The sequence below is a fragment of the Kitasatospora sp. NPDC058406 genome, assembly GCF_042722765.1.
GTDB lineage: Bacteria > Actinomycetota > Actinomycetes > Streptomycetales > Streptomycetaceae > Kitasatospora.
On sequence record NZ_JBHXKE010000047.1, the window covers coordinates 24,268 to 43,276 of the forward strand.

Consider the following 19,009-nt stretch of genomic DNA (forward strand, 5'->3'; position numbering starts at 1 on the left):
GTAGGGCTGGGACATCAAGGGCCTTTCGGCGCGCGCCGGAGACGGGGTCGGCCCGGTGCGGGAGCAGGGGACAGGACCCCCGTTTCCGAGATCGGAGCTGGGGTGGCGGGCGCGAGTGAGGGGTGGGTGGGCCGGTCGGGCGAGCCGGTGGCGTACCCCGGTGGCGGGGCCGGGAGCCGGTGGGGAGACGGCCGTTACCAGGCGGTCCAGGGGAGGTTCCAGCCGCTGAGGCCGTTGTCGGGTCTGACCTGGCCGCCCTTGGAGTTGACGACCTTGACGATGTCGCCGATCAGCGACTGGTTGTAGAACCAGCCGGCATCGGAGTTCTCGCTGCCGCCCTTGACGTCGCGGATGCCGATGCAACCGTGGCTGGTGTTGGTCCTGCCGAAGGAGTCGGCCCAGTAGTTGCCGTGGAGGAAGGTGCCGGAGCTGGTGAGCCTGATCGCGTGCGGGACGTCGGCGATGTCGTACTCGGCGCCGAGGCCGACGGTGGCGGAGTTCATCCGGGTCACCCTGGCCATCTCGGAGATGACCATGGTTCCGGCCCAGGAGGCGTACTCGGGTGCGCCGGTGGTGATCGGCAGGCTCCTGACGGTCTGTCCGTCGCGTTCGACCGCCATCTGCAGGCCCGTGGCGTCGGCGGTGCTGATCTGGCTGCGGCCTATCTCGAACGGTTCGTCCTTGGTGAGGGTGCCGTAGACGCCGGGCGAGCTCTGCACGCCGTCGAGGCGGTACTTGACGGTCACCCTGGTGCCGGGCTTCCAGTAGTCCTGGGGGCGGAAGTCGAGTCGCCGGTTGCCGAACCAGTGGCCCTTGACCTCGACCGGCGGATCGGTGTCGAAGGTGATCGCCCGCTCGACCGCCTTGGTGTCCTTGACGGGCTTGGTGAAGGTGACGGACACGATCATGCCGACGCCGTAGGTGGCCCTGTCGGTGATGTTGTCGCTTGCCGAGAAGGTGCTGCCGGGGGAGAGCGTGGTGAAGGTGGCCGTGCCCGCGGCCTCCAGACCCTTGGCGTCCTTGGCCAGCGCGGTCACCGAGTACCTGGTGCCGGTGTCGAGGTGGCGGGCGGGCGTCCAGGAGGTGCCGTCGGTGGTGACCGTGCCTGCGACTTCCTTGCCGTCGTCGTCGGTCACCTTGACGGCACTCAGTGTGCCCTGGGCGACGGCGACCTTGAGTGCGCCGCTGGTCGACACCCCGGTCGCGCCGTCCTCCGGCGAGATGGTGAGGGCTGCGGCGGACGCCTCGACCGCTCCCGGACTGCTTGCGACGGCCGACGGCCTTGAGCTCGACGGCTTCGAGTTCGCCGGCATCGCGGACTCGCCGGTGCCGGTGCCGCTGCCCGAGTTGCCGCAGGCGGCGACCAGCGTGAGCGCGGCCGCTGCCAACGTCGCGACCAACCCCCGGCGTGCGGCTCCGACCGCGCCCGCTGATTTCACCTTCATGTCCCACCTGGTCCCTTCGTCTGCCGGAACACAACTGCTAATTAACTTAGTAGACATGGTGCGCGTGTCGGCGGTTCCGATGGTTCTGCTCGGATTCCTCCGGCGGGGCGGAGGGGGGTCTCGTGGGGCGCGGCGGTCGGCGTCGCGGGAGTGCCCGGCTGTCGCTTGCGTGGGCGTCGCCATCGATGACGAGCCCTCTCCCGTGGCGTGCCTGTCCGGGCCGGGCGGTGACACGGCGACACGCCGGCGGTGCCCCCCGGGGGGTAGGAGCACCGCCGGGTGCTACTAAGTAGCTTAGCTGATAGCGGGAGGGTCCTTCGGCGCCGAGGGTGGCGGGACGACTGTGCAGGCGGCCGGCGGGGCCGGCGGCCCGGCTGTCGGCCGGCTGCTCAGTGGTGAGCCGCCCGGGGCCTGCCCGGGTGGCGGTCCCCGGCCCGCGCGTGCCCGACGGGCGTCAGCCGGTCAGCATCTTCTGCAGGGTGGCGACCTCGGCGGTCTGCCCCTGCTTGATGGTCTCGGCGAGTCGCTTGAGTTCGGCGTCGCCGCCCTTGGCGGCCTCCTCCGCGGCCATCCGGACGGCGCCGTTGTGGTGCTCGATCATCAAGGTCAGGAACTGCCTGTCGAACTCGGTACCGCTCGCAGCCTTGAGCTTGTCCATGTCGGTGGTGGTCGTCATCCCGGATGCGCCCCCGTGGTTCATGGCGGCCGCGGTCGGCCTGCTGCGGTCGGTGAGCCACTTGGTCATGGTCGCGATCTCCGGGTCCTGGGTCGCGGCGATCTTCGCGGCGACTTCCTTCACGCGTGGGTCGGCGGCCCGGGTCGCCGCCAGCTGGGCCATCTCCACGGCCTGCCGGTGATGCGGGATCATCATCTAACCGAACATCACGTCGGCCTCGTCGGCCGCGGCGCCCGGTCCGGACGACCCGGCGCTGCTCGGGCCCGTGCCGGTCATGTCGTGGCCGCCGCTGCCGCAGGCGGTGAGGGTGGCGGCTGCGGCCAGAGCGGCCAGGGAGACGCCGACGGTCCGGGTGAGGGGCTTCATGGCGCGATCCTTCGTCGTTGGTGGCGGGGGCTCGCGATGCTCCGGGAGCCTCGCTCGACCCCGGGTCGAGCACGGGTGCCCTTTGAACGAAGGAACTTAGTAATTGCGTGGTGTGTCCGGCAACCTCACGCCGTTGTGAGGTGTGGCACGCCCGTGGGTGCGTGGCTCAGCCGGCGACCGAACCGCAGGCGAACAGGAACGGCATCATCGGCGCGGCGAGCGCGAGGGCCGCGACGGACGTCCGGGCGAGCGGGTGCGGGGACTTGGCCGGGTGCAGGAGGCGCGTCACCCGGGCGACGACCGTCGAGCCACCTGCGCCGAGGCCGAAGCCGGGTACCTGGCCGGCGGCGACCTCGCACATGGCGCCGGCCAGGGTGCGCGGCGGGTGGGCGAGGACCGCGCGGTCGTCGGCCACCATCTCCAGCAGGGTGGCGATCTCGGCGCGGGCACCGATCGCGAGCGGCAGGCCGGGATAGGCGCGGGTGAACGCGTCGGCGGCGCCGGTGACCAGGTGGTGGCGGCCGCTCAGGTGGGCCCGTTCATGCGCGAGTACGGCCTGGAGCTGGGGCGGGGTGAGCGCCTTGAGGGCGCCGCTGGTGAGGACGATCCGGCGGGACCGCCCCGGCAGGCAGTAGACCGCGGGCGTGCCGTGGTCCAGCACGGTGGCGGCGAGGCCGGGCTCGCGCCGAGCCACCAGATCGAGCATCGCGCCGTGCCGGCGGCGGTGGCGCCGTGCGCGCAGCACGACGGCGGCGAACCAGCCGGCCGGCCACAGGGCGACGACGAGCGGGGCGGCCATCTGCGCGGAGTCGACCGCGGTCCCCAGGTCGGCCGTCCCGGCGACGCCACAGGCGTGGAGAATTCCGAGCACTCCCCGGTGCAGGTGCGCCTCCGGCACCACGAGGTGATGCACCACGAGGGTCAGGGAGGCGCTGAAGGACACCATCAGGCCGAGCCAGAGGGCGACGGCCAGCCCGGGTGCGCGGTACGGCCATCGTGCCCGCCGGAGCAGTCGGGGAACGCCCAGCCCGACGAGCAGGGTGTAGGCGGCGAGGAGCGCGGTCGAGGTCACGGCTGGTCCGGCACCGGCTTCGCGTCGAGCAGGCCGCGGATCACCTCGAGCTCGTCGGAGGAGATCTCCTCGATGAAGTGGGCCAGCGCCGCCGGGCGGTCCCGGCTGGAGCCGAGCGCCTCCTGCATCAGCGCGGCGGTGTACTCCTCGCGGCCGAGGGTCGGCCGGTAGAGCCAGGCCCGGCCCTGCTTCTCGCGGGTGAGGATGCCCTTCCCGTGCAGGATGTCGGCGACGGTCATCACCGTGGTGTAGGCGACGGGGCGTTGCCGGTTGATGTCGTCGACGACCTCCCGCACGGTGGCGGGTCGGTTCCACGTCCACAGGCGGTCCATGATCTCCGCCTCCAGGTCACCCAACCGACGCACAGCCTGCCCACTTCCCCGAGGATCCCGTTGGTAGCCCCCCATGCTAGACCGCGAGGTCCGTGCGGTGGGGTGCCGGGCGACGGGGCGGCCGTCCGGTGGTACTGCCGAGGTCCAGGGGGTTGCGGAACCCACCCACCAATCTACTAAGTTTATTCGCACCTGTCGGGGGCCGTGCCCGCGGCGGGCTCTTCGCCCGCACTCGCGTGGGCGCGTCACACACGTCGAAGGAGCGCGCCGAACGATGGGATCGCACCGCAAGCCGAACCCGCCGGGTCGGGCCCGGATGGCCGTCCTGACCACCGCGATGGCCGGCACCGCGGCCCTGGCCTCCACCGTCGGCGCCCACGCCGAGCCGGCGCCCTCACTCGACGCGGTCAAAGCCCGGGTCGAGGCGCTGAACGAGGAGGCCGAGGCGTCGATCGAGACGTACAACGGCTTCAAGGAGAAACAGCAGCAGCTCCAGGCCGGGGCCAACCGGATACAGGAGCGGGTCGCCGACGGGCAGGCCGCGTTGAACGGGCTCAGGACCGAACTCGGTGTACTGGCCGGCGAGCAGTACCGCAACGGCGGGGTCGACCCCGCGGTCCAGCTCATGCTCAGTTCCAGCCCCGACTCCTACCTCACCCAGGCCTCGATGCAGGGCCAGGTGGCCATGTCGCAGACCGAGCTGCTGAAGCGGCTCCAGGGCGAGCAGCGCCGTCTCGACCAGGACCGCGCGGAAGCCGCCGCCTCCCTCGCCCAGCTGGAGGTCACCGACGCCGCGCTGGCCGCCGAGAAGAAGGGGATCCAGGACAAGCTCGCGCAGGCCCAGGCGCTGCTCAACAAGCTCAGCGCGGCGGACCGGGCCAAGGTCAACGCCCAGGAGGCCGCCGCCCGCGCCTCCCCGGCCGGTGGCCGCAGGGAGCCGGCGCCCGCCTACCAGGGCCCGGTCACGGGTCGTCCCGCGGAAGCGCTCACGTTCGCCTACGCCCAGCTCGGCAAGCCCTACGTGTGGGGTGCCACCGGCCCTTCGGGCTTCGACTGCTCCGGTCTGACCGGCGCGGCGTGGAAGGCGGCCGGGGTCTCCCTCCCACGGGTCTCCCAGGCGCAGTGGAACGCCGGCCGGCGCATCGCCCGGGCCGACCTCCAGCCCGGCGACCTGGTCTACTTCTACTCCGACCTGCACCACGTGGGCATCTACATCGGCGACGGCAAGATGATCCACGCCCCCCGCACCGGCAAGAACGTCGAGATCCTCCCGATCGACAGCATGGACGGCCCGGTCATGGGCGGCACGCGCCACTGAACCCGTCGCGTCGTCGGTTCCGATTCGATCTGCCGGTAGCCGGGCAAGCCGTCATCGACCCGAGGCCACGGGTGGTGGGCGCCCGGAGAACCCTCGGCGTCGTCGGGGCTGCCCCGGCGGCCGACGACGGGCAGCACGGGGCCGTGACGGCGGCGACGCCTGGTCGCCGCCGTTTCACGCACCCGGGGCCGTCACACGCCCTCGGGCTTCCATTCCTGGCTTGTACCGCCACCGGCGGGTGACTGGACGATCGCGGCGGCGCTGGTGGTGGACCCGCTCCGCACGTCCGCGCAGAGTCCGCTCCTGACGTTGACCAGGCGGTAGTAGCCGCTGGTGCTCGCCGGAACGAGCCTCCACCACTGGTTGCCGCTGTTGGTGTCCGACCACTGGTGGAGGGCCTTGCCGACGGTGCCGGAGGCGCCCGGGTCCTCCAGCACCTTGCCGCTCCTGACGCTGGACAGGCGGAAGGAGCCGTCGTGGTCCGGCAGCAGCCTCCACCTCTGGTTGGTACTGCCGGACCAGGTGTACTGGATGACCTGGGCGCCGTCGGTGCTGGAGCCTCCGAACACGTCCATGACCAGGCCGCTGTTGCGGTTCACCAGCTTGAACTCGCCGGTGAGCAGCCCGACGGTGATCGTGGTGCCGGTGCCGGCGGTCAGCGTCACGACCCGGGCGTGGTTGCCGAGCGGCGACGCGGCGACCCTCGCGCCGGTGCTGACGGAGGTGATGCCGCGCCGGCAGATGAACGTGATGTTCTGGTCGATGTCGGAGGTGAGATGGACGGTGGCCGTGCGGGCGGCGGTGTCCCAGGACAGCGACCGGACGGTGATGCGGTTGCGGCCGCGGACACCCCTGATGCTGCCCTTCGCCAGCTGGTCGGGAAGAGCGGGGAGGATCTCCAGGACACCGGGGCGCGAGTAGACCAGCGCTTCACCGAGGATGGCGGGGACGGCGTTGGCGGCGTCGCAGTTGTAGACTTCGAGGCCGGGGTTGTGGGAGGTCATCAGCGACCGGAAGACCATGTTCCTGCCGTAGATCTTCAGCAGGTTGGCGTAGACCCCGGGGCCGTCCTTGAGACGGGCGCGGGCCAGCGCGCGGTGCAGGCTGCCGTGGGCCGAGTAGTTCTCGTCACCGCGCTTGTCCAGGGCGGTGCGGGCGTAGTTGACCAGGTCGGGCCGGTCCTCGGGATTGATCTCGTGCAGCGGCCACGCGCCGTGCAGGTGCGAGATGTGCCGGTGGTTGTAGCGGTCGGTCAGTCCCGGCCAGGACCACTCGGCGAGCGCCCCGTCACCGTTGACGGTGTAGTCGGGCAGCTTGGCCAGCAGAGCGGTCCAACGGGCCACGCCCTTGCCGCCGCCCTGTTCGAGACCGAGAGTGTTGGCCGCGTCGATGGCGGCCCGCAGGGCGTGCCTGCCGGCCATGATGTCGCCGGTGGCGTTGACGGCGAAGTACCTGCCCGTGCTGGTCGGGGTGTTCTCCATGGAGAAGGAGGGCACGAAGACGGCCTTGCCGTTCGAGTCCGTGCGGGTGAGGAAGTCCTCGTAGAACAGTGCCAGCTCCATCAGCGCGGGGCCCAGCTTGTCCCGCAGGAAGGCGGCGTCGCCGGTGACCTCGTAGTGCTCCAGCAGCGGGTAGAGCAGCCAGTCGGCGCCGCCGGTCCACACCTGGCCGGGGAAGCCGACGTCGTCGAAGTGCAGCATGCGCCCGTGCTCGCCGTCGGTGCGGGACGGGGCGAGGAAGCCGCGGGCGCCGTAGAGGTTGGTGGCGTTCCTGCGCCAGTCGGCGAGCTGGCCCAGGACGAGGTCGAAGTAGCCCTGCATGGCGTCGCCCAGGTCGAGGATGTTGCCCCCGGCCACCTGGAGGTTGATGTTGGCGTCGGTGGTGAAGTCGTCGGCCCAGTCGCTTCTCCAGGTACCGTTCCAGATTCCGGTCAGGCGCGGCGGGAGGACGCCGCTGGAGCTGATGAACAGGTAGCGGCCGGAGTCGTACATCCGCTCCAGCAGCGCGACGTCGACGGCCGAGGTGTTGGTGTTCTGGCGGGCGATCAGGTCGCTGGTGGTCAGCCGGCGGTCGGCGGCCGAGACGTTCAGGTCGATGGCGGAGCGGTCGTACATGACCTGGTGCCTCGGGGCGTGTCGGCCCAGCAAGGCGGCGTAGTCGGCCGTCAGTCCCGCCAGGGCCGTCTGCAGGGGCCGGGAGTTCCAGCCGGTGGACGTCTCGTACCGGCCGAGTTTGGTCAGCAGCAGCACCTTGGTGGCCTTCGCGACCACCAGGGTCTGCCCGTCGGCGGTGACCGAGGCGTTGCTGCCGGAGACGACGACCCGGGTGACACCCTCGTAACCGTAGGCGCCGCCGGACGGGTAGGTGCCGCGCAGGTTGAGATGGCCCTCGCCGTTCGTGACCGTGGCGGTGGTGGCGAAGGAGACACTGGCCGGCACGTCCTCAAGGGCGGTGCTGACGCTGAGGGTGGTGTCGACGGTACGGCCGGCGGCCGGCAGCAGCTCGTGGACGATGACCCGGTCGGCGCGGGAGACGAAGACGCGCCGCTTCCAGGTGCCGTAGCCGTCGGCCCAGGTGTGGGTGACCTCGCCGGTCCGGAAGTCGGTGATGCGGGCGAAGTCGTTGACCGTGGTCATGCCCGGCGTGTTCAGCCGTAGCTCGTAACCGGGGTGGAAGGCCTGCGTCCAACGCAGCCTCCAGCCGTTCGCGAAGGTCGACGAGGCTCCCGCGTAGTCGCCGGCCAGCGCCTTGTCCCGGGCCGCTTCGAGCCGGCCGGAGATCACCGGCGGCATGACGTCCCGGGTGCCGTTGGGCAGCACCAGCCGGTGGTAGTTGAGGACCATCTTCTCCAGGGCGGGCGCCCCGTAGTAGACGGCCCCGTACTCGCCGTTGCCGCTCAGGAAGCCGTCGGTCCAGGCCGACGCTGCGGCGCCGTCCCAGATGCCGCGATCGGGCAGGGTGACCTGGGGCGGCACGGCAGCGGCGGCCCGGGGGGCGAGGACGGAGGAGGGCACGGCCGTGGCGCCGGCCACCAGAGCGGCGGCGGTGAGGAAGTGACGACGGTTGAGGGGAAGGTCGGGCAGGGACATGGGTCGACTCCGATGTCGAACGATGGGGGCGAGGCCACCGGGCCGGTGTGGGTGGGGCGGCCCGGTGGCGCGCCGGAGGCGGCGAGGCGAGATCCGCCACCCCCGAATCAAGGGGCGGCCGCGCGGCCGGGGCTGCGCCCGGACCGTGTAGGCCTGTTGCCGCGCGGGGTCGACGAGGTCGGGGCTGCCGAACGCAGGACCCCGCGCGATCGATCCCATGTCCCACCATGACAGTGGGACATGGGATGAATTAACGAGGATGACATTCGGCCTTGTCTAGATCCCGGACCGAAGAATCTTGAAATGGGTACTTTCCCCATGGAAGTTCAAGCGCAGTGCGGCTTCCGAGGTGACGCGACGAGGTGTCGCGCTTCCCGGTGACGGCGCACATTGAAGGGATGTCTGGTTCCAGGAAAGGAAGGCTCCCGACCGCAGCGCCGCGCTCCAGGACTCCTGCCGCCGGCCGGTCGACCTACGGCAGCGGTCCTCGCGATCGGCCGGACGGCGGGTGGCCGGCCGCGGACCGCTTGCCGCCGGCGGCCTTGCGCAGCGGATCCGGCAGTGCGTCAGCCGATGACGAAGACCTGAAGGTCGTTGCCGTGGTAGGGGTGCTGTTCGAACTGGGCGGTCTCGGTGGCGCCCGCGGTGAGGTAGAGGCCGCTGTGGCGGTTGGCCAGGCGCACACGTCCGTTGCCGGCGTCCTCCGGACGCCACTCGTCGTCGGTGGGGCCGCCGGTGGTGTAGGTACGCTGGACGATCTTCGCTCCGGCGGCCCGGGACGCGTTGTCGACGGTCAGGTCCTTTCCGCTCCTCTCGTTGACGATGCGCACGTGGCCGTCCGCCAGCGGCCTGAACGCGAAGCGCTGGTTCGAGCTGCCGACGTTCGGGTAGCGGATGATCTGGGCGTGGTCGGCGACGCTGCCCGCGCGCACGTCGATGACGTGGCTCGTCCCGGCGAGGGTCACCGTGCGGTACCCGCCCGGCACCGTCGCGACCGGGACGTTGACCTGGACCTCGGGCAGGGTGAGGTGGTCGGTCCCGGCGAGCTGGATGCGGACGTAGCGTCCGTCGGCGCCCACGGCGACGGTCAGCTTCGTCGGCGCGGTGCCCTTGATCCGGGTCTTCCTCACCGCCGGGTCGGCCTGGATGTCCGCCCAGCTGCGGCCGGTGAGGTCGGTGGCCGACACGATGACGTCGAAGTCGGTGAGACGCTCGAAACTCCAGTCCGTGCGGTTGAACAGTTCCACCGACCGGATCGGCTGCTTCGCACCGAGGTCGACCTGCCACCACGCCTGCGCCTCGTTCTTGGTGTAACTGGGGGTCGCCTGTGCGTAGACGCCGCTGGTGTTGCCGTCCACCGCGTTCCCGGCCTCTTCCACGCCCACGCGGTTGGTGGAGGACTGGGTGGCGGGCTTGCCCAGCGCCGCGTTGACGGTGGCCCTCACCGGTGTGCCGTACTGCCGGTCGGTGAAGACGGTCTTCCACTGCTGCTCCGTGTACCACTCCTGCACGGCGCGGGTGTAGTGGACACCGTCGCCGAAGATCCCGAAGTTGGGCGGTTCGGTGGGCCGGTAGAGGGGCGTGCCCGTCGCCGAGGTGGCGTCCGCGGCGTCGAGCAACCGGTACGGGTTGGGCGCGGGCCCGCCGGCTATGGCGGTCACTGCCTCCGTGACGTACCGCGTCCGCGTCGCGTCGTAGATGCCCGCGCGCGGACGGTAGAGGAAGACCGGGGCCGTGGGGGCGCCGGTGATGGTTCGCAGCGGCTCCAGGACGTCGAGGAGTGCCTGCCGGACCTGTCCGGCGCCGACCGTCGCGGTGTTCGCCGCCTCGGCCTCCCACTGGTTCCAGTGGATACCGACGACGCGCGGCTGCCTGCCCGCCTCCCGCAGGGCCCGCAGGCCGTTGGCGATCGTGTTCACCGCCCGCGGGAACAGGCTCTCGGCGTCGGCCGGGTTGCGGTCCGGCCACCACTTGTTCCTCGTCGGCTCGTTGCCCTGGACGCCCTGGCTGCCCCAGGCCAGGTGGATCACGTGGAGGTCGGGCAGGGCCGCGCCCGCCTTGACGGCCCGCTCCCAGCGCAGCGCGGTCGCCGACGCGACGCTGTAGTTGAGGCCGTGGTTGTGCTCCTCGCCGAGGTTGCTGCCGGAGCAGGTGTACGGCGACCAGGTGGCCTGTGTCATTCCGGCCTGCTGGTTGTTCGTCCGGTTCAGTCCCCGGACGTGGCTCAGGGACCGGCACTGCGTCACGTCGGCGGCGTCCGTGATCGGTGCCACCCACCCGCCCGCGTTGCTCTGGCCGAGCACGATCAGCACCGGTGCGTCATGGGCGAGGTCGTACGGGGCCTGGGCGGGATCCGCCGCGGGCGCCGCCGCCGACAGCGCGGGGAACAGGGCGGCGGAACCCGCCAGAAGGGCGAGCGCGGCCACGAGCGAGGTGAACGCGCGGCCGGGGGTGGTGCGTCCGGTGGGTGCCCCGTGCCGAGGGCCGCGGCCCTCGTCCGGTGCCGGGGCGGCGATCCTTCCTGGCATGGATGAATACTCCTCACTGAGAGTCCTACAGGGTGCCGGTCGGGTCACGCTCTGCGGGGTACCTCGTATCGCGGAGGGGCCATCGCCCGGTTCGATCGATGTCGGGTGAGAGCCCGGTGTCCTGTCCGGGGCCACGGGATGTCCCTCGAACGCAAAAGGCCTCCTCAGGAAGACCGTTCTTGGCCTTCCTGAGGAGGAGTCGCGGGTGGGGCTCTCCGTCCCGCTCTGTTGCCGGACCGTTACCGGCAGGTTTCCGAGGTGCGGGCCGGTCCGTACCTCGGCAGGTGGTACGGACGCTCGCCGCTACCGGGTCACCCGACGGTCCACTTCTGGAGGGCGGTGCCCGAGGCGGCTCGCTGGGTGATCAGGGCGCCGTCGGCGGTCGAGGCGGAGGTGAGCAGGAGTTTGGTCTTGGCCGAGGTGATGGTGTGGCCGCCGTTCACCGGGGTGACGATCCAGCGCTGGTTGGGGTTGCCGGTGCAGGTCCACTGGATGATCTTCGCGCCGGCGCTGGTGAATCCGCGGTTCACGTCGGCGCAGAGCCCGGAGGCCTGGTTGACGAGCGCGTAGGTCCCGTCGCTGTAGCGGGTGAACGACCACTTCTGGTCGGAACCGCCGTTCGCGGTCGCGGTGGTGAGCTGGGTGCCGGAAGCCGTGGAGGAACCGGGGACGTTCAGGGCCTTGCCGCCGGTGGTGAGGGTGTGGACACCCTCCAGGCCGCTGCCGGCCGTGCCGGCCCAGGCGACGTCGGGGGCCGGGTAGAACCCGATGCCGGCGGCGGTCCAACGCGGGCCGTGCAGGCCCAGGCGCTGGCGGAAGCCGTTCCAGTCCCGGGCGGACTGGGGGCTCCAGCCGACCTCGGCGATGGCGGGCAGTCGGGGGAAGCTCATGAAGTCGGCGTAGTCCCGGGGCTCGGGCCACCTGGTGCTCGGGGTCGGCAGCGAGCCGCTGCCCTCGTAGGCGCGGTCGGCCCACAGGGCGGCCTCGACGCCGGCGATCTTGTTGGCCGGGACGATGGAGCCGGTGCCGTCGAGCTTGCCGGTGACGGTCTCCGGGTCCCACTCGTAGGAGCGCTGCACCGGCACGTATCCGGACCAGCTCAGGCCGTACGGGGTGGAGACGTCGTACTTCATGTCCAGGTAGGCGTGGTCGGACGGCGACATGATGAACTTGACGTCCTGGGCGGCTCCGGCACGGAGGTGGCGGATGCCCAACGCCTCCTTCGCCGTGCCGATGGTCTCCCGGTCGCTGTCCTCGCCCCAGTACTGGAGGAGGCTGCCGGCGGGGAGGGAGGACTGGCCGAGCTGGTGCCAGCCCATCACGGTCTTCTTCTGCGCGGTGGTCGCGTCGGAGACCGTCTTGACGTAGGAGTCGTACTGCTCAGAGGTGGTGGCCTCGGGGACCTCGTCACCACCGAGGTGGATGTAGGGGCCGGGAGTCAGCTCGGCCACGGCCTTGACGACGGTCTGCAGGAAGTTCTTCGTCGCGTCCTTCTGTTTCTGCTCGCCCAGACAGAAGAGACTGATCTTGATGTCGAAGCCGGAGTAGGGCTGCGCGTACTTGTCGTCACAGCGGAGTTCGGGCACCGAGGTCTGGGCGGCCCAGGTGTGGCCGGGGCCGTCGATCTCGGGCACCACGGTCATGAAGCGGGAGGCTGCGTAGGAGACGATCTCCTTGTAGTCCGCCGCGGTGTAGTACCAGTCGGTGCCGCCGGTGAAGCCGCTCTGCGTGCTCGCCCCGACCTTGGTGAGGTTCGGCAGGGCGTCGATGGCGATGCGCCAGCCCTGGTCGTCGGTGAGGTGCAGCTGCAACTTGTTGATCTTGTATGCCGCGGCCTCGTCGATGTAGCGCTTGACCTGCTCGACGGGGAAGAAGCGGCGGGCGACGTCCAGCATCACGCCGCGGTACTCGTAGCGCGGCGCGTCGTTGATCTTCACCGGGGAGACGGTCCAGGCCCGGGACTGCCTGGTGCGGGACTCGACCGCGGCGGGGAGCAGTTGGCGAAGGGTCTGTACGCCCCGGAACAGGCCCTGCGCGCCGTGCGCCGTGATGAGCACGCCGTTCTTGTCGGACGAGATCGTGTACCCCTCGGCGCCCAGCTCCTTGGGGCCGTTGGGGTCCAGGACGACAGCCCTGTCCGGCGCCTTGGTCGTCCTCACCACCTGGAGGTCGAAGCCCGTCGCGGGAGCGAGGAGCTTGGACAGGTAGGTGCCGACGCCCACTGCCGCCGAGTCCTTGGAGAGGACGGCGATCCGGGTCTTGGCGGTGAGGGTGAACTCGCCCCCGGGCAGTGCCTGTTGTGAGACGGGCTGCGGCACCACGGCCGCAACGGGGGCGGGGGCCGCAACCGGGGCCGGTGCGGGCGTGTCGGCGGCGGCGGGGGAGAGCGTCGCCGTGAGTGGGAGGGCAACGGCGGCTGTGGCGAGTACGACGAGGCCTCGGCCTCGCCGGCAGGACCAGCGCATGGCTGACTCCTTCTGTGGGGGGGAAGGTCAAGAAGCCGCCCGACGAACGGGCGACCGGGAGGCGCGAACCGCGCCGGCGGCGAGGGAGTGCGCGGGGCTCGCGCGCCGGGCACCGGACCGCGGGGGGCGTTCCGGCCGACGATCTCGCCCCGCTCTCCCTGTCGAGAACCTGCAGCGCTGCAGGTTGCTCGTGCTGCTTAAGAGCAGGAAATGTGCTTGGAGTTGCTGCAACTATGAGCATTTCAAGCACTTTCGACTATGAAGCTTTCAGTTGGCAGGGTGGGGCGTCAAGTCCTACCCGGCCGTAGTTTCCGCCGGTCCCGGTTCCTCGCCCGTCTGTGCCCTGGATCCCACGCAGGGTGTGGCAACTGACGATCGGTAGGGCCGGGCTGTCGGTCCGCCGGACCGTGCGCCCGGATCACGGCTCGGTAACGCGCCGAGCTCTGGTGGTCGCTCCGCACTCTTGTTCAGGGAGGCGGGATACGGGAAGTGTTCGAGTGCACAGTTGCTGAGGTTGCGTCATGGAGTCCGACCGTGGTCGAGGAGGTGGTGGACCGGCCCGGCACCGTCCCCGCCGAGTGACGCCCCGCGGTGCCCGGGCACCGCGGGGCGGAGCGGGATCAGGAGGCGTTGGGGCCGCCGGTGCCACCGGAGCCGCCCGTACGGTCCACGATCACCCGGACCTTCGCCGGGGCGGTCCGGCCGGCCACCCAGCCGGACTCCGAACTGCTCCCCTTGCCGAGGTACTTGGCCGATATCTCGACCACCACCAGGGCGTTCTTGTGGCTGAAGCCTTCGGCGACACCGGGGTCCGTGGTGAACTCGGGGAGCACCCCGCCCTTCCCGACCTGCTGGGCGGCGGTCGCGGCGGACGGCCTGGCCGTGGCGGCCGAGGCCGGGTCCCCGGACACGGATCCCTGCTTGGCCATGCTCTCGGCTGTCTTCAACCCGGTGCCCCGCCACAGGACCACGGTCCGGTCCGCCCCCGAGGCCACGGCCTTCGCCACCTCGGACTGCGAGGTGGGCTTGGGGATCCTGCTGCGGTAGGCCTCGTCGAAGTCGTCACTGTCCGAGTCGTAGTTCGGGTCGTCCTCGGCCAGCTTCGTCCGGCCGGTCCTGATCCGGGTCACGTCGTCGGCGGCCTTCTGGGAGTTCAGGTCGAGGGTCTGGAAGTCGAGCTCGAACCCGGACTCCGGCACCTTCTCGGCCCCGCCGGACGCGCTGTCGCCCTCCGTGACGATCTTGTAGCCCGGGCCGCGGTCGGTCTCCACGAACTTCTGGTCCGGCCGGCCGGCTTCCGGCTTGCCCGCTCCGGTGCCGGAGGACGGCTTCTGCGCCCCGTCCGGCTCCGCCGGGCGTTGGGGGCTCTCGTCGCGGGTGCCGCCGGACCGTGACGGGCCGCCGCGCTCACCCCCGGTCCCGTCGCCGCCCCGGGCGCCGGCCTCACCGACCCCGACGCCCTCGACGCCGCCGAACTCCGGAGTGATCGTGAGGCCGCCGAGCACCCCGAGGGCGATCCCGACGCCTTCGCGGACCTTCTCGCCGGTCGTGCGCGGCTTCTGCTCCTCGGGAACGTCGTGGAACTGGCCCGGGTGCGAGCACTCCGGGCAGTACGCGAAGGCCGGCTGGCCGGCGGCGAGCCCGGCGCCGAGCGTCAGGGACAGGACGGTTGCGATCTTGACGACTGTGCGGGCGGTTCTGCGTGTCACGCGGACATCTCCAGGAATTCGGGCCGGCGCAGGGTGCGCCTCGGCCGGGCGGTGATCGGCATGACCCGGTGTCGGTCGTCCGCGAAAGGCGATCGCCCCGGCGCGCCCGGTGAATCGTCAATGTGACGCCACAAGCGCGGTGTTAAGGGGGCGTGTCGAAATTCTCGCGAGTCCGACCGGCGGGTTCGCCGGCCGATCCAGGGCTCATTCTGGCCCGGTGGACGCCGGGCCCGCACACGTACGTTTACCTGTCTCATTACCTGCGTCCGTTGCCTCCCGCCGAAACGATTTACCCTTGAAGCGGCATTCCGGGCACGCATGGTGACGATCCGTCATGCCCGATCGGCGGTCGCGGGTCCGACTTGACGATCGTGTCGCGGTGGAGATCTCATATGGCACACGGTCCGGGCGGGAACTCGTTGGCGGTCGGGGGATTCCCCGGGAGAAATCCGCGCGCATTTCGACCGGGCGCAACATCGAGATTCGCATACCGGCTCAGGCGTTCCGGCGGAGCCGGACCGGGCCTTCTCCGGCTCGCCCTCGGAGGCCGAACCGCGCTATCCGCGGACGGTCCCCGCTCCTCGCGGGAGCGCCGGTCCACCGGTCCGGAACGTGCCGGTGGACGCAGGCGGAACGGGTCGGACGCAGCACCCCGAACCAGAGAACAGAGGCAGGACGGCAGTGCGTACGGGACACGGGAACCTCCCCGCGGATACGACCAGCTTCATCGGACGGCGGCAGGAGCTCGCACTCGCACGACACCTGGTCGGCAGGAGCAGACTGCTGACCATGACCGGCCCCGCCGGTATCGGCAAGTCCCGCCTCGCCGTGCACCTCGCCCACACACTCCGGCGCTCGTTCTCGGCCGGCACCTGGCTGATCGACCTGGCGGCCTTCGAGACGGGGGGCGGCGCCGTCACCGCCGCCCTGGCCGTTTTCGGGCTGTGTCCCGCCCCCGGCCAACGGCCGATCGCGGCGTTGACGGCACACCTTCGGGAACGCCGGACGCTGGTCGTGCTCGACAACTGCGAGCACCTCCTGCACGCCGCGGCGGTCCTCGCCGGTGCCCTCCTGGAGGCCGCCCCCCACCTGAGGGTGATCGTCACCAGTCGGCAGGCGCTCGGCGTGGACGGCGAGCAACTGCTCGTGGTCCCGCCGCTCCCCGCACCCGGACCGGGCCTCCCTCCCCACGGGGCGACGGCGCCGGTGACGCGTAACGACGCGCTGCGGTTGTTCACCGACCGTGCCGTCTCCGTCCTCGGCGCCTTCGACCCGTCGCCCGCCGAAGCCCGGGCCGCTGCCGAGATCTGCCACCGCCTGGAAGGCGTTCCGCTGGCGATCGAACTCGCCGCCGCCCGTCTGCGGGTCCTCGCCTGCGACCAGATCCTCGACCGCCTCGACGACAGCTTCGGCCTGCTCACGGGCGGGAGCCGGTCCGCGCCGCCGCGCCTGCGGACCCTGCGGGCGGCCGTCGACCGGAGCTACGACCTCTGCGGCGAGCAGGAACGGCGGCTCTGGGCACGGGCGTCGGTCTTCGCCGCCGGTTTCGACCTTGCCGCGGTCGAGGCGGTCTGCACGGACGAGTCGCTGCCGCGCTCGGCCGTGCTCGACGTGGTGGCGGGTCTGGTCGACAAGTCCGTGCTCGTCCGCGAGGAACAGGAGCACCAGGTCTTCTACCGGATGCCGGGCATCGTGCGGCAGTACGGACAGCTCCGGCTGCCCGAGCACGGAGGACAACGGGACGTGGTGCGGCGGCACCGGGACCACTACCACGCCCTCGTCCGGCGCGCGGAGGCCGAACGGTTCACCGCGAAGCAGCCCGCCTGGCTGGCCCGGCTGCGACGTGAGCAGCCCAACATCCGCGACGCGCTGCGGTCCTGCCTGGACGAGCCGGGGGAGGCCCGCAGAGGAATGGAGATCATCACCTCGGTCCGCAGTCACGGGGTGGGCATCGGCGACCTGGAGGAGGACCGCGGCTGGCTCGCGCAGCTGCTCGCACTGGACACCGAGCCGAGCCCGGTCAGGGCGAAGGCCCTCTGGACGGACGGCTTGCTGGCGCTCTTCACCGGCGACGCGGCCGGCGGCGAGGTCCGGGCCGACGAGTGCGGCGAGCTGGCCCGGGCCATGGACGACCCCGGCACCATCGCCGCGGCGGGCCGGCTGGCCGGGCTCGGCGCGCTGTTCCGGGGCGACCCGGTGCGGGCCGTCGAGCTCCTGGAGGACGCGCTCGTCCGCTCCGAGGCCCTCGGTGATCCCGGGGAGTACTGGACCGCCCTCCATGTCCTCGCCGTCGCCTCCTGCCTCGCCGGCGACCGGCGGGCGGCCGCTCTCGCCCAGGAGTGCCTGGACCGGTGCGACACCCACGACCTCCGGTGGGCCCGTCCCCACGCCCTGTGGGCCCTGGCCCTGCGGCACTGGTTGGCCCGGGACGCCGAGCAGGCCGTCGCCGTGCTGCGCGAGAGCCTCCGCGCGGCCCTGCCCGGGCACGACCGGCTGCTGGTGGCCCGGTGCCTGGAGACGATGGCCTGGGCGAGGGCACGGCAGGGTCACGGCCAGGAGGCGGCCGAACACCTGGGCGCGGCCCGCAGCCTGTGGCGGTGGACCGGTACCGTCATCTCCGGTGTGGGGCAGCTGGCCGTCCACCACCTGGCGTGCGAGCGCGAGCTGCGGACGGCGCTGGGTGATGCCGCGTTCGAGGCGCACGTCCGAAGGGGCGAGACCTCGACCGTCCAGCAGTCCCTCGCCCTGGCCCTGTTGGACGACCGTGTGCTCGCCGAGCCCGTGCAGAAGGCCGTCCGTCCGCTCCTCACCGCCCGGGAGCAGCAGGTCGCGGATCTGCTCCGGGAGGGGCTGTCGGACAAGCAGATCGCCGCTCGGCTCGTGATCTCGCCGCGGACCGCACAGGGTCACGTGCAGCGGATTCTGCTCAAGCTGGGCCTCACCCGCCGTGCCCAGGTGGCCGCCTGGGTCCACGACCAGGCCCCGCACCCCTGACACCCGGCGCGCGGCGGACGGCGCCGGGCGTCCGGCCGGGCGCCCGGTGGTCCTGACGACCACCGGGCGCCCGTTGCGGTCCGGGACTCGTCGGGCCCGGTCAGGCGGGAGGCCTTCGCTGGCCCGGCACCTGTCCGGGACGCGCGCCGGCCGCCGCCGGGTGCTCCCGCGGGGCAGGGGCGGGCTGCTTCGGGAGTGCCAGGACCCGGGTGCAGCCGGCCGCGGTGAGGACACGGAGCGACAGGCGGACACGGCCCTCGTCGCCGGAGAAGACCCAGGGGCCCGGTATCAGCAGGAGCCGGTGCGAGCCGTCGATCACCGCGCGCACGAGCGTCTCGAACTGGGGCCGGGACCGGTGGCCCCAGGAGGACGGGTGGACGTCGTCGAGGTAGAACACCGGAGCGGGCAGGCCGAGCCGGGCGGCGAAGTGCTTGAGCGCTTCACGGTCACCGGTCGCCGTCCTCGGATTCTGTGGGGGGCTGCACAGGTAGGCGGCCGGCCGCAGGGTGGGGGAGGTGTCGGATACGCGCATGTACGGGCTCCGCGGGATTCGGGGAGGCGCCCGGCCCTGAGAGGGCCCGGCCGTGCGGGCGGATGGCTTATCGCGGTCTCGGCGGTCCTTCACACCCCGGCGTTCCGCTGTCATCGGCCTTGTTGTGAAGAATACCCGACAGAGTCGGACATTCAAGAGAAAGCGGACTTCCGTGGTGACCATTGAGTATTCGGCTCTTCGGTGAGGAAATGGGGAGTAGTGGTCCGCCGGCGAATACGGAGTGGTGGGTGGGGGGAGCGAATCCGCCGTTCTCCAGGGGGCGGATCGCCCGGCTCACAGGTACTGCCCGGTGTTGGCGACAGTGTCGATCGAGCGGCCGGACTCGGCACCCTGCTTCCCGGTGACCAGGGTCCGGATGAAGACGATCCGCTCGCCCTTCTTGCCGGAGATCCGGGCCCAGTCGTCCGGGTTGGTGGTGTTCGGCAGGTCCTCGTTCTCCTTGAACTCGTCCACGCAGGCGTT

The 19,009-nt window shown here is 71.4% G+C and carries 12 protein-coding genes and 1 pseudogene; 2 read left to right on the top strand and 11 right to left on the bottom strand.

Going from position 1 to position 19,009, the window contains the following annotated elements:
- Positions 1-194: 194 nt before the first annotated feature.
- The 5 genes from ACFWOG_RS12240 to ACFWOG_RS12260 form a co-directional block, all read right to left on the bottom strand.
- Positions 195-1,445: an Ig-like domain-containing protein gene (locus ACFWOG_RS12240; RefSeq protein WP_380357380.1), complete on the bottom strand. Its 1,251-nt coding sequence runs from the start codon at positions 1,443-1,445 to the stop codon at positions 195-197.
- 454 nt (positions 1,446-1,899) lie between these two features.
- Entirely contained in the window at positions 1,900-2,316 is a 417-nt protein-coding gene (locus ACFWOG_RS12245; protein WP_380357383.1) for a DUF305 domain-containing protein, read from the bottom strand.
- Positions 2,317-2,487: a hypothetical protein gene (locus ACFWOG_RS12250; protein ID WP_380357386.1), complete on the bottom strand. Its 171-nt coding sequence runs from the start codon at positions 2,485-2,487 to the stop codon at positions 2,317-2,319.
- 166 nt (positions 2,488-2,653) lie between these two features.
- Positions 2,654-3,559: a M56 family metallopeptidase gene (locus ACFWOG_RS12255; protein WP_380357388.1), complete on the bottom strand. Its 906-nt coding sequence runs from the start codon at positions 3,557-3,559 to the stop codon at positions 2,654-2,656.
- Complete coding sequence (locus ACFWOG_RS12260) at positions 3,556-3,924, bottom strand: BlaI/MecI/CopY family transcriptional regulator (RefSeq protein ID WP_355405569.1); 369 nt, start codon at positions 3,922-3,924, stop codon at positions 3,556-3,558. The genes ACFWOG_RS12255 and ACFWOG_RS12260 overlap by 4 nt, the downstream gene beginning before the upstream one ends.
- Before the next feature lie 241 nt (positions 3,925-4,165).
- Here ACFWOG_RS12260 and ACFWOG_RS12265 point away from each other — a divergent pair, with 241 nt between their 5' ends.
- Entirely contained in the window at positions 4,166-5,209 is a 1,044-nt protein-coding gene (locus tag ACFWOG_RS12265; RefSeq protein WP_380357391.1) for an NlpC/P60 family protein, read from the top strand.
- A gap of 191 nt (positions 5,210-5,400) precedes the next feature.
- On the opposite strand, the gene ACFWOG_RS12270 is transcribed toward ACFWOG_RS12265, so the two are convergent.
- From ACFWOG_RS12270 to ACFWOG_RS12285, 4 genes are all read right to left on the bottom strand, one after another.
- Positions 5,401-8,298, bottom strand: a complete 2,898-nt coding sequence (locus ACFWOG_RS12270) for a glycoside hydrolase N-terminal domain-containing protein (RefSeq protein ID WP_380357394.1) — start codon at positions 8,296-8,298, stop codon at positions 5,401-5,403.
- A 566-nt stretch (positions 8,299-8,864) separates the two neighbouring features.
- Positions 8,865-10,826: an RICIN domain-containing protein gene (locus ACFWOG_RS12275; RefSeq protein WP_380357397.1), complete on the bottom strand. Its 1,962-nt coding sequence runs from the start codon at positions 10,824-10,826 to the stop codon at positions 8,865-8,867.
- Positions 10,827-11,137: 311 nt separating this feature from the next.
- Positions 11,138-13,147, bottom strand: a complete 2,010-nt coding sequence (locus tag ACFWOG_RS12280; RefSeq protein WP_380357399.1) for a family 20 glycosylhydrolase — start codon at positions 13,145-13,147, stop codon at positions 11,138-11,140.
- A gap of 764 nt (positions 13,148-13,911) precedes the next feature.
- Positions 13,912-15,000: a DUF4765 family protein gene (locus ACFWOG_RS12285; protein ID WP_380357401.1), complete on the bottom strand. Its 1,089-nt coding sequence runs from the start codon at positions 14,998-15,000 to the stop codon at positions 13,912-13,914.
- Between the two features lie 789 nt (positions 15,001-15,789).
- Between ACFWOG_RS12285 and ACFWOG_RS12290 the strand changes: the two genes are divergently transcribed.
- Positions 15,790-17,994, top strand: a complete 2,205-nt coding sequence (locus ACFWOG_RS12290; RefSeq protein WP_380357403.1) for an ATP-binding protein — start codon at positions 15,790-15,792, stop codon at positions 17,992-17,994.
- Between the two features lie 100 nt (positions 17,995-18,094).
- Here ACFWOG_RS12290 and ACFWOG_RS12295 read toward each other — a convergent pair whose 3' ends face one another.
- Complete coding sequence (locus ACFWOG_RS12295; protein ID WP_380357405.1) at positions 18,095-18,526, bottom strand: hypothetical protein; 432 nt, start codon at positions 18,524-18,526, stop codon at positions 18,095-18,097.
- A 294-nt stretch (positions 18,527-18,820) separates the two neighbouring features.
- Positions 18,821-19,009, bottom strand: a pseudogene (locus ACFWOG_RS12300) (proteasome ATPase); the annotation flags it as partial.